The organism is Streptomyces sp. VRA16 Mangrove soil (genome assembly GCF_017377775.1).
In the GTDB taxonomy this organism is placed as follows: Bacteria; Actinomycetota; Actinomycetes; order Streptomycetales; family Streptomycetaceae; genus Streptomyces.
The window spans coordinates 264,436-278,654 of record NZ_JAFVLN010000008.1 but is presented as its reverse complement, the minus strand read 5'-3'; the positions used below and the strand labels follow the sequence as shown (position 1 = coordinate 278,654).

The following is a 14,219-nucleotide window of genomic DNA, read 5'->3' as shown; positions in this document are numbered from 1 at the left end:
GGAGTTGCCCACATGTCTGACACGAAGTTGGTCCACCACTGGATTGGCGGTAAGCCCGTTAAGAACGGTGCGGGCGCGTCGGGCAACTATGGCCCGGTGACCGACCCGGCGACCGGCGAGGTCACCACGCACGTCGACTTCGCCTCGGTCGAGGAGGTGGACGCGGCCGTCGCCGCCGCCAAGGAGGCGTACGCGACCTGGGGCCAGTCCTCGCTCGCCAAGCGCACCGAGATCCTCTTCCGGTTCCGCGCGCTGCTCGACGCCAACCGTGACGCGATCGCCGAGCTGATCACCGCCGAGCACGGCAAGGTGCACTCCGACGCGCTCGGCGAGGTGGCCCGCGGCCTGGAGATCGTCGACCTGGCCTGCGGCATCAACGTCCAGCTGAAGGGTGAGCTGTCGATGCAGGTCGCCAGCCGCGTGGACGTCTCCTCGATCCGCCAGCCGCTGGGTGTCGTGGCCGGCATCACGCCGTTCAACTTCCCGGCCATGGTGCCGATGTGGATGTTCCCGATCGCCATCGCGTGCGGCAACACCTTCGTGCTCAAGCCGTCCGAGAAGGACCCGTCGGCGTCCGTGAAGATCGCCGAGCTGCTCGCCGAGGCCGGTCTGCCCGACGGTGTCTTCAACGTCGTCCACGGTGACAAGGTCGCTGTCGACCGACTCCTGGAGCACCCGGACGTCGCCGGTGTCTCCTTCGTCGGCTCGACCCCGATCGCCCGTTACATCCACACCACCGCCTCCGCCAACGGCAAGCGCGTGCAGGCCCTCGGCGGCGCCAAGAACCACATGCTGGTGCTGCCCGACGCCGACCTGGACGCCGCCGCCGACGCCGCTGTCTCGGCCGCGTACGGCTCGGCGGGCGAGCGCTGCATGGCCATCTCGGCCGTCGTCGCCGTCGGCTCGATCGGCGACGAGCTCGTCGCGAAGATCAAGGAGCGCGCCGAGGCCATCAAGATCGGCCCCGGCAACGACCCGGCCTCCGAGATGGGCCCGCTCATCACGGCCGCCCACCGTGACAAGGTCGCCTCGTACGTGAAGAACGCGGCGGCCGAGGGCTGCGACGTCGTCCTCGACGGCTCCGACTACCGCGTCCCCGGCTTCGAGAACGGCCACTGGGTCGGCCTGTCGCTGCTCGACAAGGTGCCGACGTCGGCTGCGGCCTACCGCGACGAGATCTTCGGCCCCGTGCTCTGCGTGCTGCGCGTGGACACGTACGAGGAGGGCGTGGCGCTGATGAACGCCTCTCCCTTCGGCAACGGCACCGCGATCTTCACCCGTGACGGCGGCGCCGCCCGCCGGTTCCAGCTGGAGATCGAGGCCGGCATGGTCGGCGTCAACGTCCCGATCCCGGTGCCCGTCGGCTACCACTCCTTCGGTGGCTGGAAGGACAGCCTCTTCGGCGACCACCACATCTACGGCAACGACGGCACGCACTTCTACACCCGCGGCAAGGTCGTCACGACCCGCTGGCCGGACCCGTCCGAGGCCCCCTCGGGCGTGGACCTGGGCTTCCCGCGCAACCACTGAGCCCGCCGTACCCGCGCGAAGGCGCCCCGGCCGTCGTCGTCTCACGACGGCCGGGGCGCCTTCCCGCGTGGTCCGGGGCGATCACTGCCCCAGCGACTGGTCCCGCTGCTTCTTGACCTCGTCGGTGAGGTCGCCGGTGTCGGAGGCGGGCGGGGCGGTGATCGGCTTCGTGGCGCCGAACTTCAGGAAGTCCATCGTCACGGTCATGCCGCCGCCCTGCTGCTTCATGCGCACGGGCAGGTCCTGGCCGTCGACCCAGACGTCACACGTGATCTTCCCGCCGCTGGAGTTCAGGGCCTTGAGGGCGGCCTTCTTCTCCTGTGCCGTGAACTTGGAGTCCTTGATCTGCTCCGCCCCCACGCTGCCCCGGTAGTGCGTGGTCTTTTTGCCGCGGACGGTCTGCTCGCCGATCTCCCGCACGTTCTTGGAAGCGCCGATGTAGCGCAGGCCCGCGGTCGGGTCGGCGTTGTTCGCGATGTTGTCGGCGCCCGCCTGCCCCATCACGGCGGAGACGTCGATACGCATCCAGTGCTTGCCCGCGAGGGGGCCGCGCGGCTGGGGGTCGATCTCGTAGAAATAGGCCCCGTCGACCATCTTGACCTGCATGGTCGGGTCGTTCTGCAGGCTTGTCATCTGGGCGTTCGCGGTGTCCATCTCGACGTCCATCGCGGCGCCGCCGCCCCACGAGTAGGTGCCGTTCATGGAGACCGGTTTGCCGCCCGTCGCGTCGAGCCGCGTGACCGTCTCGACCTCGGCGGAGCCGAGCTTCGACGCCTTGTCGGAGGCGCGCGTGAGCGCCGCCATGACCGAACCGGCGTGCCCGACCGCGTCGGCCGTCTTCTTGGCGGTCTCCGCGCTGCACGCGCTGGTCGCGGTCAGCGCGGCGACGGCGATGCCCGCCCAGACCGCGGTCCTCAGCTGCTTCATGTGTTCAACCCACCCCTTGTACCGCTGTTTGTACCGCTGTGCGTTCTCTGTGTGTCCGATGAGGGGCGGACTCTAGCGGGACGGGGCGCATGAACACATCTCGACGGACAAACCGGTCGATCGGGGTGCGACCGGGACGGGTCGGCTGTCCGGACTCCGGACAACTTTCGATGAATCTCGCGGGGGCGGCTGCGGTTCCCGTGCACACGGGATGAATCGGGTGCTGCAGGCGGGCCGCCCACTTGACCTTGGATAACAAGGTCAACTTTCGAGATCGCTATGCAGAAGTCGGCCGACTTTGCGAACAGCTAAAGATGAGAGGGCGGTTGGCGAGGGCGGCGCGTACGGATTCCGTAGGGAAACGGCCGTTGACGTTCCGGTTATCGGCGATGTTCGATAACCGGCCGGGAGCGATGCACACCCCTCATCCTCATCAGCCTGACCAGCCTTCGGAGGCGATAGCGCTCCCGCCCGAACCCTCTGCCTCACGAGTCGATCGGAACCGCTCCATGACCGACACGCTTCGCCCGACCGTCGTCCCCGAGGACCTGACGGCGCCCGGCGCGTCCCCTCAAGGCCCGCAGAAGCTCAAGCGTTCCATCGGCGTCGTCGGCGGCACCCTGCTCACGCTCTCGTGCGTGACGCCCGCCTCCACGCTCTTCGTCGTCGTCCCCGACCTGTTCGGCGACCTCGGCACGGCGACGGCCCTCACCATCGCCATCGGCTCCCTGCTCTGCATCGGCGTCGCGTTCTGCTACTCGGAGCTGGGCACCCTCATCCCCAGCGCGGGCGGCGAGTACGCGATGGTCACCACGCTCGCGGGCCGCCTGGCCGGCTGGCTGGTCTTCGTGCTCTCCCTCCTGGTGGTGATGATCGTCCCGCCGGTGATCGCGATGGGCACGGCGGACTATCTGGCACCGCTGGTCCACCTCGACCCGTCGGTGGCGGGCGCGGGCGTGATGCTCCTGGCCACGCTCGCGGGTCTGCTGGACCTCCGCGCCAACGCCTGGATCACCGGCATCTTCCTGGTCCTGGAGGTCATCGCGGCGGCCGTCGTGGCGGTCCTCGGCTTCGCGCACTCCGAGCGCGGCGCGGCTTCCCTCGTCTCCATGCAGGTCGCGGGCGACGGCGGCCACAAGGACACGGTCACGGCGATGCTGGTGGTCTCGGGACTCGCCATCGCCCTCTTCGTCACCCAGGGCTTCTCGACGGCCGTCTACCTCTCCGAGGAGTTGGAGAACCCCCGCAAGTCGGTGGCCCGCACCGTCCTGGCCACGCTCGCCATCTCCACGGTGATCATCCTCGTCCCGGTCGCGGCGATCACGATGGGCGCCCCGGACCTGGCCGCCCTGTCGTCCGGTGACATCAGCGGCATGGTCGAGGCCTGGTCGAACTCGGCGGTCGGCACCTTCGTCTCCCTCTGCGTCGCCCTCGCGATCATCAACGCGGGCATCGTCATGGTCATCCAGAACTCCCGCGTCCTGTTCGCCTCGGCCCGCGACAAGGCGTGGCCCGAGCCGGTCAACCGCGGCCTGGCCAAGCTCGGCCGCTTCGGCTCCCCCTGGGTCGCGACGCTGGTCGTCGGCGTCCCCGGCGCGGCCCTCTGCTTCGTCAACCTCGACACCCTGTACGGCGTGACGGGCGTCTCGGTGACCGGCATGTACCTCCTGGTGGCCGTGGCCGCCCTCCTGTCCCGCCGCGGCTCCCACCGCGAGACGTCGGCCTGGCGCATGCCGCTGTGGCCGGCGGTCCCGGTCCTGCTGATCGCGGTGATGGCGTACATCCTGGTCGAGCAGGACGTCACGTACCTGCTCTGGACCGGCGGCATCACGGCGGCGGCGACCCTGTACTGGGCCTTCTACCTGCGGCCGCGCAAGGACACGCGGTGGCTGGTGTCGGTGCCGGAGGACGCGCAGGCGTAACCGGTGAGAGGCGGCGCGGTTCATTCCCCCTGGGGAACTGCCGCGCCGTACGCCGTCGCGCCGGCCAGGGGCAGAGTCGCCCACATCCGGGTCCCTCCGGAGGGGGCGTGCGCGGCACCGAATCCCCAGTCGCCGTCGCAGGCCCGGACCACGCAGGCGAGGAGCCGGAGGGCGGCGCGGCGCCGGGTGTCGCAGGCCGCGGCGAGGTGTCGGTTGGCGTGGACGGGGTGGCCGTCGTGGACGGTGACGCGCAGCGCGCCGTCGCGCTGGCGCAGCGATACGTAGATGTCGGCGCCCGGGGCGAACATGCAGGCGGCCGCCGTGAGTTCACCGACCGCCTGAAGGGCGGGGTCGAGGATGTCGCCGAGGCGGTGAGCGGTGAGAAAGGCACGGGTCGCCGCGCGGGCGAGGGCGGGTGAGCTGAGGGCCGCGGGGAGGGTGACGCTGTAGGCGAGGCTGTCGGGGGAGGGCGGTCGGTCGTCGGGGCGTGGCGGGCAGGCGACGGGACCGGTGGGTGTGGTGGTTGCGGGCATGGCGAACTCCCTTGCGTATGGGGTGGTGAAGGGTGAATGCCGCGGCAGCCGGTGGCTCGTCTCCCTGGCGCGGGCCCACCTCTCCCAGGGCAGGAGGGTGCGGGCAGGCCTGCGCGATGCACTGCCAACTGCCGTGTGTAGCTTGTGCGTTACTGACTGTAAGGTCTCGCTTGGTTCAATTGCCACCTCGATCGTGAAATTGACCCGTACGTGGATCGGGAGGGGGGCTTCGCGGCAGACTGCTGACGCACGCGGGAAAGGGGAGCCATGCCACCGAGGACTACTCCTACGCAGCGCCAGCGCCGCCTGGGCGGCGAGCTGCGCAAGATGCGCACGGCTGCTGGGATGTCGGCTGACCAGGCCGCAGGCCTGCTGGGCCTCGACCGGGCGAAGATCTCCAACATAGAGACCGGGATTCGAACCATCAGCCCCGAACGGTTGCGAACGCTGGCCTGCAACTGCGACTGCTCGGATCAGGCCTACGTCGACGGGCTGGTCGGCATGGCCCGCCCCAACGGACGTGGCTGGTGGGAGCGTTACCGGGGATCGCTCTCGCCGGGCCTCCTGGACATCGCGGAACTCGAGTCGTATGCCACCCGGATGCGTACCGCGCACACCGCGCACATCCCCGGCCTGCTGCAGACCAGTGACCACGCGCTGGAACTGTTCCGGGTCGTCCTTCCTCCTCTGCCCGATCAGGAGGTGGCGCTGCGCCTCGCCTACAGAGTGGAGCGCCAGCAGATCATCGATGGCCCGAACCCGACGGAGTACGTGTGTGTCATCCATGAGGCCGCATTGCGGATGCAGTTCGGCGGACCGCGCATTGCGCGAAGCCAGCTTGAACACCTCATGGCCGTCTCCGAGCACGACCACATCGACGTGCGCATCGTCACCTTCGAGGCAGGGGCCTTTCCGGGGGCGGGGCAGACCGTGAACTATCTGGAGGGCGTGGTGCCTCAACTGGACACGGTGCAGGTGGACAGCTCCCATGGGCCGGAATTCCTGGGCGAGGAGGCGCAGTTGTCGAAGTACCGAGCGCATCTGGACTGGATGGAGCGCATCGCGCTGTCACCCGACGCGTCACGCGACTTCATTTACGACATCGCTATCCACCTGTGAGGAGCTTCTTGATGGAGGGCAACGGCATCACCTGGGAGAACCCCTTCTGCGGCGAGGGGGCGAGTTGCTTCCGCCTCGGCGTCGACGCGGTCGGTAACGCCTACATCGCCGTGGCCGGGTCCGAGGACACCTACGTCACCGACTCGCGGGACGCGCTCCGCGCACTGATCTCGGACATCAAGGCGGGAAAGGCCGACCACCTGCTCTGAACCGAACCGGAGTCACGCTGCGTCCCTGACTGCGTGCGCGGGACACTTTCCGGCCACATAGCCGGTCCGCGCTCGTCAAGGCTTTGTGCCTGTCAGCGGCCCTCGATACCGTGCTGAGGTTGCCTCTGTTACAGATGGGAACGACAGCCCGGTCGCGGTGGCCGGTGCGGACGGGGGAGGAGACTGCGGCCGTGATTCCGGACAGCGGGGGCGGCGGGGCCGCCGCGGTGCAGGCGCTGCGGGTCGAGAGCGAGACGCTGTCGGCCTTCAAACGACGGGTCGACGGCCTGCTGAAGGACCTGGAGTCCTCGCAGGCGGCACCGAAGACGATCGCGAACGGGACGATGCCCACCGGGCGCCTTGGCTCGTTTGACGAGGCGGACGCGCTGCACTCCGCGTACACGCAGGTGCACAGCCAGTTGGAGAACCTGTCCAAGATGCTGGCGCTGCAGATCGAGAGCCTGGTCGTCACGGTGGACGCGGCGAAGACCGGCTATCACAACCTCGACCACGAGGTGGCGGCCCGACTGCGCCGCATCAGGAGCGAGGCGAACGCCCTGACGCAGCCCGCCGCGGGCAAGCCCGCCGGGGACAAGCCCGCCACGGGCAAGGACGAGCCGGCTCCCAAGCCGACGGACGGCGAGGCGGGCGGACTGTGATGCGGTACGGCAACGCGGACGACAACGGAGGCATGGCATGAGCGGCGGTTGGGGCGCCCACATGTGGAGCGCGGCCAAGACGGCCCGGTTCGCCGCGCACACCCCGGAGGCCCTGTACGCGATGGTCGAACCGGCGAACGGGGCGACGGCGGCGGATCTCGGACGGCTGCTGACGCAGGCCTCGACCACGATCAAGGAGATCGGCGACGACCTCAAGACGCACAGCACGGCGGTCGAGTGGGAGGGCGAGGGCGGCGACGCCTTCCGCAAGTGGATCCACGAGACCTCGCTCGCGACGCTGAGCCTGGGCGACTACAGCGAGACGGCGGGCAAGTGGCTCGGCCACGCGGCGGACACCCTCCACGAGGTCAAGCCGCAGCTGGAGACCTTGAAGGACTCCAGCCTCGCGGCGCAGAAGGTCCTCGACGCGCATGCCGCCAAGGCGACGGACGTCGGCAACCACGACGGGGGCCCGTCGACCACCGAGGTGGAGTCGGCCCAGAAACAGGCCGGCGGCGACCAGGCGGAGGCCGCCCAGCTGATGATGAAGCTGGCGCAGTCGTACAACGCGTCTACGGAGCAGATCGAGGCGTTGAAGGCGCCGGAGTTTCCGGTGTTGCCGACTCGATTTGTGCCGGAGATCGTCGACGGCGACGAAGATGTCTACGACTCGTCGCAGGACACCGGAACTGCCGCTGTCGTGGGTGGAGTCGGCGTTGCCGCGGTGGGCGCCGCTGCGATCGGCGAGGCATCGCGAAGTTCATCCTTGGCCTATGGCAACTCCAGTGCGTCCGCACCCTCGACTGCCCATGCGGCACGGGTGGTGCCCGACTTCACCACGGGAGGTACGGGTACCTCCCTCGACCGGGTCGGCACGCTTCCCTCCCCCTCGGTACCGGCCACAGCACCTCCCGCAACGCCTTCACTGCAGGGTGGTACCTCGGGGCTCAGCGCCCCGACCACGGGAGCACCGCCGCCCGTCTTCGGTGGGGCGACCAGTCGCACAGGTGTCCCACCGCGCGGGGCAGGGGCTGCCAAAACTCCGTCCGCCTTCGGGCCACGCGGTCCCCTGGGCACGCCGGCAAGCCCCGGCGAAACTGGGGCGCCCGGCACGCCCCGTGGAACGGCGCAGGGAAGAGGCGTTCCGGGGCTGTCGGGACGGCAGGGGACACCGAGTGGAGCTCCCTCATCAGTCCGAGGGCCCGGGGGCGCCAGCCCTGGGCGGGCGGCCAACGGTATCTCCGGCGGCCGTCCGACCACGCCGCAGGCAGGTCGTCCGGCGACCGCGCCGTCCAGAGGCACGGTGGTCGGAGGTACCCCGACTCAGTCGACGCCCGGTGCCCGCGGTGCTGCTGCGGAGGGAGCTCCGAGAGCGGGGGCAAACTTCGCTCGCGGGTCCGGGTACGCGCAAGGGCGTGGGGCGGCCTCGGACGGGGCACGTTTGCCTGCGCACTCGGACGGCGTCGCTGGAGGGCAACCCCAGGCATCCAAAACGCGGCGGAATCAGCCGCCTGCGACCAGAGGGGCGGGTCTCCTGCACGGTGCCGCGGGCGATGCGGCTCATACGCAGCGTGTCGGCGCACCCGCTCGCGGCTCGGTCGGCACCTCGCGAAAGGATGATGCTCGCAATGAGCCCGCGGAGCGCTCGCGGGACGAGCGTGCCGCGAGCGAGGAAACAGAGGCGGAGCAGAACCAGCGCCCACTGCCTCCGCCGCGCCTTCCGGGCCTGCCCGCCGATTAACCGTGACACAAAGGATGACCATGGGTTCCCGTACCAAGCAGGTCCGTCGGCTGTGTCTCGTGCCGGTCCTCACCGGGCTTGCGCTCGCGGGCTTCGCCGTACCGGCTGCGCAGGCCGAGACCGTCCGTGACCGTCAGTGGTACCTGGACGCCATGCGCGCGGAGCAGATGTGGAAGACGAGCACGGGCATGGGGGTCACGGTCGCAGTCCTGGACACGGGCGTTGACCCTGAACTCCCTGACCTGCGCGGGCAGGTGCTGCCGGGAAAGGACTTCTCGACCCTGGCCGGGGACGAGCACACGGACTACAACGGCCACGGCACGGGCATGGCCGTGTTCATCGCGGGGACGGGGAAGAAGGGTGCTGCGTCCGGATCGTACGGACTGGCTCCGGGAGCGAAGATTCTTCCCGTACGCGTCCCGGACTACATGGAACGGAACCGCGAGGACGGCAACCAGGACAACTACGCGACGGCCATCGCGAAGGCCATCCACTATGCCGCTGATACGGATGCCAAGGTCATCAATGTCTCGCTGGCCAAGGCGGAGACGTCGAGCCAGTTGGACGACGCCGTCGCCTATGCGCTGTCGAAGAACAAACTGATTTTCGCTGGTGTGGGTAACTCGGGCGATGCCGCCAACGACGTTGAGTACCCGGCAGCCACGCCTGGCGTCGTGGGTGTCGGCGCCATCGGTCAAGACCTCAAGAGGACCGCCGAGTCCCAGCACGGCCCGCAGGTTGACGTGGTCGCTCCCGGCGACGAAATGATTCGTACCTGCAACGGCAAAACCGGCCTCTGCAAATCCCACGGCACCAGCGACGCCACCGCCCTCGCCTCCGCCTCCGCCGCCCTGATCTGGTCCAAGCACCCCAACTGGACGAACAACCAGGTTCTCCGGGTCATGCTCAACACGGCGAGCGGCCCGGTCAGCGGTAAGAAGCGGACCGACGAGATCGGCTACGGCGCCATCCGCCCGCGCATCGCACTCAGCGACCCCGGCGAGCCGGGCCCGGCGGACCAGTACCCGCTGCCCGACTTCTCGTACGGGGGCTCGACGGCGTCGGAGGGCTCAGCTGCCAAGCCGCCCAAGAACGATCCGTCACCGGCCGTGGCCGCCGGTGACGAGGGCATGAACCCCTTGCCGTGGATTCTGGGCGGAGTCGGGGCCGTGGCGCTGGTCGGGGGCGGCCTGGTCGTAGCCGCCTTGCGCAGCCGCCGACGACAGAACACCACCGCGTCGGCGGCCGCACCGGGATGGCAGCCGTCGGCCCAGCAGCCGTACGTGGGCGGACGGCCGCAGAGTGGGCCAGGACCGACCGGTTCTCCGGCTCCGGGCGGACAGCAGTGGCCGTATCAGCAGGAGAACAACCACACGGGGAGGCCCTAGCCATGGCGTGGGATGAGTGGGAGCAGTTGAAAGCGGACGCTCGGGGCCGCGCGGGAGAGGCGTCGCAGCACACGCGGTTGAACAGCGTTCCCGACGGCGGCGGGGCCGCACCGGCCGCAGTCGTGCCACCCCTGCAAACGGATCCGACCGGTAAGAAGGCGGCTGTCACCGCCCTGGAGCAAACGATTCGCCCGGACACGGACACGGCCGGGGACCGCGCTCAGGAGCCATCGGGCAGCACCGTCCGCACCTTCTCCGGCTGGGCCACCGCCGACGGCCTCGCGGACGCCCACCAGGAGTGGCAGCGCCAGGTCAAGAACCTCAAGGACCGTCTGGCGAACGACCAGTCGGCGCTGGCCAGGGCCAACGACGAGTTCCACTACGTCGACACCGGTGTGATGACCGAGATCGCACAGGTCGCCCCGGGACGTGCAGCACGACGCGAAGCCTGAATCAGCAGCAACCAGTAACGCGGCAACGGGGAACGGGGAATCGGGGCGGGCATGCTCACCTACCAGGACGTCACCACCATCAACATCGGCGCGCTGACCACGACGGCCACAGCGTGGGACGACATGGCCGATGGCCTGAAAGACGTTGAGGGCGTCTACAACAGCAAGGTGTTGAAGGTGGCCACCGGCGGAACCTGGAAGGGTGAGGCCGCCACAGCAGCCCACGCCCAGTTCGCCGCGACGAGCCGGCAGTACCAGGACGCCCAGAAGGAAGCCCGCGCCATCGCCTCGCTGCTGCGCGATGCCCACGGCCAGTTCACGCACCTCATCAACGAGGTCAAGCGCATCGTTGAGGGGGCGGGGAAGAACGATCTGACGGTGAATGCGCAGGGCGAAGCCCTTTACGACTACAGCAAGCTGACCCCGTACCGGCACGACGAGAACTACGGCGAGTACGTCTCCAAGGCCAAGAAGGCCGAAGAAGCCTGGACCAAGAAGATCAAGGAAGCGGTACGGGCCGTCGACGACGCTGATCAGGGCGTGAAACTCGCCCTGCGGGAGGCGGCCGGGATCAAGGACCTGTTCGGGCGGATGGCAGACGCTGCCCTGGGACAGGGGCACACGTTCAACGGCAAAGCAGTTGGCGACATCGAGGTGTACGAGGCCCGAGAGGCCAAGGCGTACGCCGACGAGATCCTGGCGGGCAAGAAGCCGAGCGACCCGGCGGAGTGGGAGCGCTTGATGCGCGACAACTCCGACGACAAGATCTTCAGCCAGACCTTCCTCGACTCCCTCGGCCCGGACAAGGCGCTGAAGCTGACCGCCGGTCTCGACGACCTCGCCTACTCCGACGACACAGGCAACAAGAAGACCTACCTCACGATCAACGGCGGCATCGCCGATTCCCTGGCTACTGCCACGAACGTCCCGGACTTCAGGGATGCGAACGGCAGGACGTTGAAGTACGGGAGCCGCGCCTACAACGATGCGATGCTCAACTGGCTCCAGAGCGACGACTCGAAGTTCTATCGCTCCTGGCGCGATGGACTGCGGGAGGTCGGCGACGACAAGTACGACCTGAAGGTGGCCGGCGACGCCATCAGCAGTCCCACAGCCAAGGGACACGGTCAACAGGTCCGTGGCTACCAGTTGTTGGCGACGATGATGAAGCAGGGGCACAACGACTTCGACCCGGAGTTCACCTCGGCCGTCACTGACGACATGATCCGGATGGAGAAGGAACAGCCCGGAATCTGGAACCTGTACGGAGCCGGGTTCACCGGCAAGGACAACGGCGGCTGGTTCGCCAACGACCCCGTCGACGCCTCCCTCGAAGTCATGTCCCGTACCCCTGAGGGCGCGGCCCACTACCTTGACACCGGCACCGCCTACGGCAAGGAACACTTCGACTACCTCGTTGGCAACGGGGAGGGCAGCCGCGACTGGGACCTCATCAACCAGACCCGCGGCGAAGGTATCGGCGGCAACGTCGAAGTGGACGCCGGAGCGAAACTGGACGATGACAACCGCAGGGGCTTGGGCGACGCCCTCACCGCGGCCGCAACCGGCCACGACCCGAACAGCAACGCGCCCGGTCCCGATCACCACACCGCGACCAACGACCGCATCTTCCGCTCCGCGCTGTCCACGTTCGCGGATCAGGGCGATGACATGCCCGCCAACCTCCGCGACAGCATGGCCAAAATCATGACCAGCCATGGTGACGAGGTCTACGTCGCGATGAGCGATCCGAGCGGCAAACGTCTTGATGCCAGTGGTGTCAACCTGGACCCCGGGCAGGTCATGGAGGTCACGAAGCAGGTGTCACGGAGTGAGCACTCCTACGGTCTGTTGCACGAGGGGATGAACTACGCCATCACCTCGGACATCAACGACGCCTCGCGAGCGCCCGAGGACACACTGAACTCGGCCGGCTACGCCGTCGGTTTCATGGAGGAGGCCCGTTACAACGCCCTCAAGGGCGACCAGCACGACTACACCTGGGACAAGGCGTGGAGCTACCACGCGTCCGGCGCACTGCTGAACTTCATCCCAGGTGTGGGCGACATAGCCCAACGCGGAGCCGACGTGGTCACCACTGCCTGGATCATGGACGAGCAACAGCATCAGGCCGACGAGCTCACCGACAACAACCAAGCGACGTACGAGACACGCAAGAACCAGCTCAATGCGATCGCGGACCAGTGGCATGCGGCCAATACCGACTGGGCGTCGACACACACCGGTTACTCTCCCGACGACGGGGTGTACAAGCAAATCGCCGCAGCTGCCAACGATGGCAACAAGCTCGCGGACGGGCTGGCAGGAGATCAGTAGTGAAGGTCACGAAGCGAGGCAGCGCGTTCGCGCTCGGTGTCCTCATCTGCGCCGGAGCCGCTGGCTGCAGCAGCGAGGATCTCGCTATACCCAACGAGCTGTGCAAGATCCCTGTTTCAAAGTCCGCGCTGTCCCCGCTCCTGCCGTCCGGCGACGAATTGCAGCAGAGCTACGAGACGCTCCAGAGCCAGACAGGTGCGACCTGCTTGGTGAAGGTGGACGGAAAAGTCGTGATCTCCGCGACGATTCTGAAGTACGAAAAGAAACCCGAACCGGTTGACTGGCCTGCCGTCGCGAAGAAGTACGGGAACGCCGCCACGAGGGACATGCCCTTCCCCGGTGCAGGCGTTATCGGCAGTGACCGGGCGATCGTGGAAGCGCACTGCGACAAGGGCTCTTCGTACATGGACTTCAACATCCGCTTGAGCGGGGAGGGCATCGACGAATCCCCGAAGGGTTACAAGAAGCTTCAACGGTTCGTCAATGACTTCGTTCCCGCGCAGACGAAGAAGTTTGGTTGCACGGCATGACCGTCTCCACCACCCTCCCCACCCGCAACGACTCATTCCCCGCCACCTCCACGGCCAGCGCCAGCGCCCCGACCCGGGGTTGGCGCAGCTCTGCGAGCGCTTGCAGAGTGGGCACGGAGTCTGTGCCGATCACTCGGCCGGGGCGCCACCGAAGGCCCAGGTGATCACTTGGCACGGGCCCTCGTCCGTGCCGCCCGCACTGCGGTACGCGGCGAGCGCCGCGTCGTTGTCCGTGTCCACGCCGACCCACATGTCGTAGCAGCCGAGCCCGGCCGCCACGTCGGCGAGCGTGCGGATCAGGGCACGGGCGATGCCGCGCCGCCGGTACGGCTCGGCGACCGCGAGTTCGTAGAGGAACATCTCGCGCCCCTTGTCGGGGTGGACCGTCTCGACGCCGCTGATGAAGCCCACCGGCTCCCCGGCGCCGCCCTGTGCGTACGCGAGATAGAGGTGGTGGCCGGGAGCGGCGAGGAAGTCCGCGGCCCAGCCCTCGCGGGCCGGGGCGTCGAACAGGGGGCTCGCCGCGAGGAGTTGGGCGGTCGTGGTGGCTCGGACGATACGCATGGGGGAAGTCCACAGCACGGCGGCCCGGTGGGAAAGGACCCCGGCCGCGGTCGTAGGCGTGGCGGTCGGCGTGGTGACGGGTGCGGCGGTCGGCGTGGTGACGGGTGCGGCGGTCGGCGTGGTGACGGGTGCGGCGACCGGCTTGGTGACGGGTGCGGCGACCGGCTTGGTGACGGGCATGGTGACCGGCGGGTGACGGGCATCGTGACCGGCATGGTGATGGGGCCCACGCACGGTTTTCGGGGCGTGGTTGGGGGCAGGCGCGAGTGACCCGCGCCCGGGACGGGCCGGGACAGTCGTACCGCGCC

13 protein-coding genes are annotated in these 14,219 nt (G+C 68.5%); 10 read left to right on the top strand and 3 right to left on the bottom strand.

Translation table 11 applies throughout. The features are described 5' to 3' along the window. Positions 1–12: 12 nt before the first annotated feature. Positions 13–1,530: a CoA-acylating methylmalonate-semialdehyde dehydrogenase gene (mmsA, locus tag J3486_RS23165; RefSeq protein WP_207823265.1), complete on the top strand. Its 1,518-nt coding sequence runs from the start codon at positions 13–15 to the stop codon at positions 1,528–1,530. A gap of 81 nt (positions 1,531–1,611) precedes the next feature. Here mmsA and J3486_RS23160 read toward each other — a convergent pair whose 3' ends face one another. Continuing rightward, on the bottom strand, positions 1,612–2,457 hold the full coding sequence (locus J3486_RS23160; RefSeq protein WP_207823263.1) for a hypothetical protein: 846 nt from the start codon (positions 2,455–2,457) through the stop codon (positions 1,612–1,614). Positions 2,458–2,966: 509 nt separating this feature from the next. Between J3486_RS23160 and J3486_RS23155 the strand changes: the two genes are divergently transcribed. Next, positions 2,967–4,379, top strand: coding sequence for an APC family permease (locus J3486_RS23155; RefSeq protein WP_207823261.1), 1,413 nt, complete (start codon positions 2,967–2,969; stop codon positions 4,377–4,379). Between the two features lie 20 nt (positions 4,380–4,399). On the opposite strand, the gene J3486_RS23150 is transcribed toward J3486_RS23155, so the two are convergent. Continuing rightward, positions 4,400–4,912: an ATP-binding protein gene (locus J3486_RS23150; RefSeq protein ID WP_207823259.1), complete on the bottom strand. Its 513-nt coding sequence runs from the start codon at positions 4,910–4,912 to the stop codon at positions 4,400–4,402. Positions 4,913–5,179: 267 nt separating this feature from the next. Between J3486_RS23150 and J3486_RS23145 the strand changes: the two genes are divergently transcribed. From J3486_RS23145 to J3486_RS23110, 8 genes are all read left to right on the top strand, one after another. Beyond that, positions 5,180–6,031 carry a helix-turn-helix transcriptional regulator gene (locus J3486_RS23145; RefSeq protein WP_207823257.1) on the top strand — a complete coding sequence of 284 codons (852 nt, stop codon included), beginning with the start codon at positions 5,180–5,182 and terminating at the stop codon, positions 6,029–6,031. Positions 6,032–6,042: 11 nt separating this feature from the next. Then, positions 6,043–6,240, top strand: a complete 198-nt coding sequence (locus J3486_RS23140) for a hypothetical protein (protein ID WP_207823256.1) — start codon at positions 6,043–6,045, stop codon at positions 6,238–6,240. Positions 6,241–6,431: 191 nt separating this feature from the next. Next, positions 6,432–6,899, top strand: a complete 468-nt coding sequence (locus tag J3486_RS44735) for a DUF2563 family protein (RefSeq protein ID WP_207823254.1) — start codon at positions 6,432–6,434, stop codon at positions 6,897–6,899. 37 nt (positions 6,900–6,936) lie between these two features. Continuing rightward, complete coding sequence (locus tag J3486_RS23130; protein WP_207823252.1) at positions 6,937–8,640, top strand: hypothetical protein; 1,704 nt, start codon at positions 6,937–6,939, stop codon at positions 8,638–8,640. Between the two features lie 59 nt (positions 8,641–8,699). Beyond that, entirely contained in the window at positions 8,700–10,028 is a 1,329-nt protein-coding gene (mycP, locus tag J3486_RS23125; RefSeq protein WP_307804903.1) for a type VII secretion-associated serine protease mycosin, read from the top strand. 2 nt (positions 10,029–10,030) lie between these two features. Then, a complete protein-coding gene (locus J3486_RS23120; protein WP_207823248.1) occupies positions 10,031–10,480 on the top strand; it encodes a hypothetical protein in 450 nt (149 codons plus the stop codon). A 51-nt stretch (positions 10,481–10,531) separates the two neighbouring features. After that, positions 10,532–12,817, top strand: coding sequence for a hypothetical protein (locus tag J3486_RS23115; protein WP_207823246.1), 2,286 nt, complete (start codon positions 10,532–10,534; stop codon positions 12,815–12,817). After that, positions 12,817–13,347 (top strand): hypothetical protein, encoded by a 531-nt coding sequence (locus J3486_RS23110; RefSeq protein ID WP_207823244.1) that lies wholly within the window; start codon positions 12,817–12,819, stop codon positions 13,345–13,347. Before J3486_RS23115 ends, J3486_RS23110 begins: the two co-directional genes overlap by 1 nt. A 129-nt stretch (positions 13,348–13,476) precedes the next feature. On the opposite strand, the gene J3486_RS23105 is transcribed toward J3486_RS23110, so the two are convergent. Beyond that, positions 13,477–14,091, bottom strand: coding sequence for a GNAT family N-acetyltransferase (locus J3486_RS23105; protein WP_307804902.1), 615 nt, complete (start codon positions 14,089–14,091; stop codon positions 13,477–13,479). Positions 14,092–14,219 lie beyond the last annotated feature (128 nt).

Excerpts from the sequence above, each read along its gene's own strand:
- mmsA (WP_207823265.1), top strand. The coding sequence starts at position 13 with ATGTCTGACACGAAGTTGGTCCACCACTGGATTGGCGGTAAGCCCGTT.
- J3486_RS23160 (WP_207823263.1), bottom strand. The coding sequence starts at position 2,457 with ATGAAGCAGCTGAGGACCGCGGTCTGGGCGGGCATCGCCGTCGCCGCG.
- J3486_RS23155 (WP_207823261.1), top strand. The coding sequence starts at position 2,967 with ATGACCGACACGCTTCGCCCGACCGTCGTCCCCGAGGACCTGACGGCG.
- J3486_RS23150 (WP_207823259.1), bottom strand. The coding sequence starts at position 4,912 with ATGCCCGCAACCACCACACCCACCGGTCCCGTCGCCTGCCCGCCACGC.
- J3486_RS23145 (WP_207823257.1), top strand. The coding sequence starts at position 5,180 with ATGCCACCGAGGACTACTCCTACGCAGCGCCAGCGCCGCCTGGGCGGC.
- J3486_RS23140 (WP_207823256.1), top strand. The coding sequence starts at position 6,043 with ATGGAGGGCAACGGCATCACCTGGGAGAACCCCTTCTGCGGCGAGGGG.
- J3486_RS23130 (WP_207823252.1), top strand. The coding sequence starts at position 6,937 with ATGAGCGGCGGTTGGGGCGCCCACATGTGGAGCGCGGCCAAGACGGCC.
- J3486_RS23120 (WP_207823248.1), top strand. The coding sequence starts at position 10,031 with ATGGCGTGGGATGAGTGGGAGCAGTTGAAAGCGGACGCTCGGGGCCGC.
- J3486_RS23115 (WP_207823246.1), top strand. The coding sequence starts at position 10,532 with ATGCTCACCTACCAGGACGTCACCACCATCAACATCGGCGCGCTGACC.
- J3486_RS23105 (WP_307804902.1), bottom strand. The coding sequence starts at position 14,091 with ATGCCCGTCACCAAGCCGGTCGCCGCACCCGTCACCAAGCCGGTCGCC.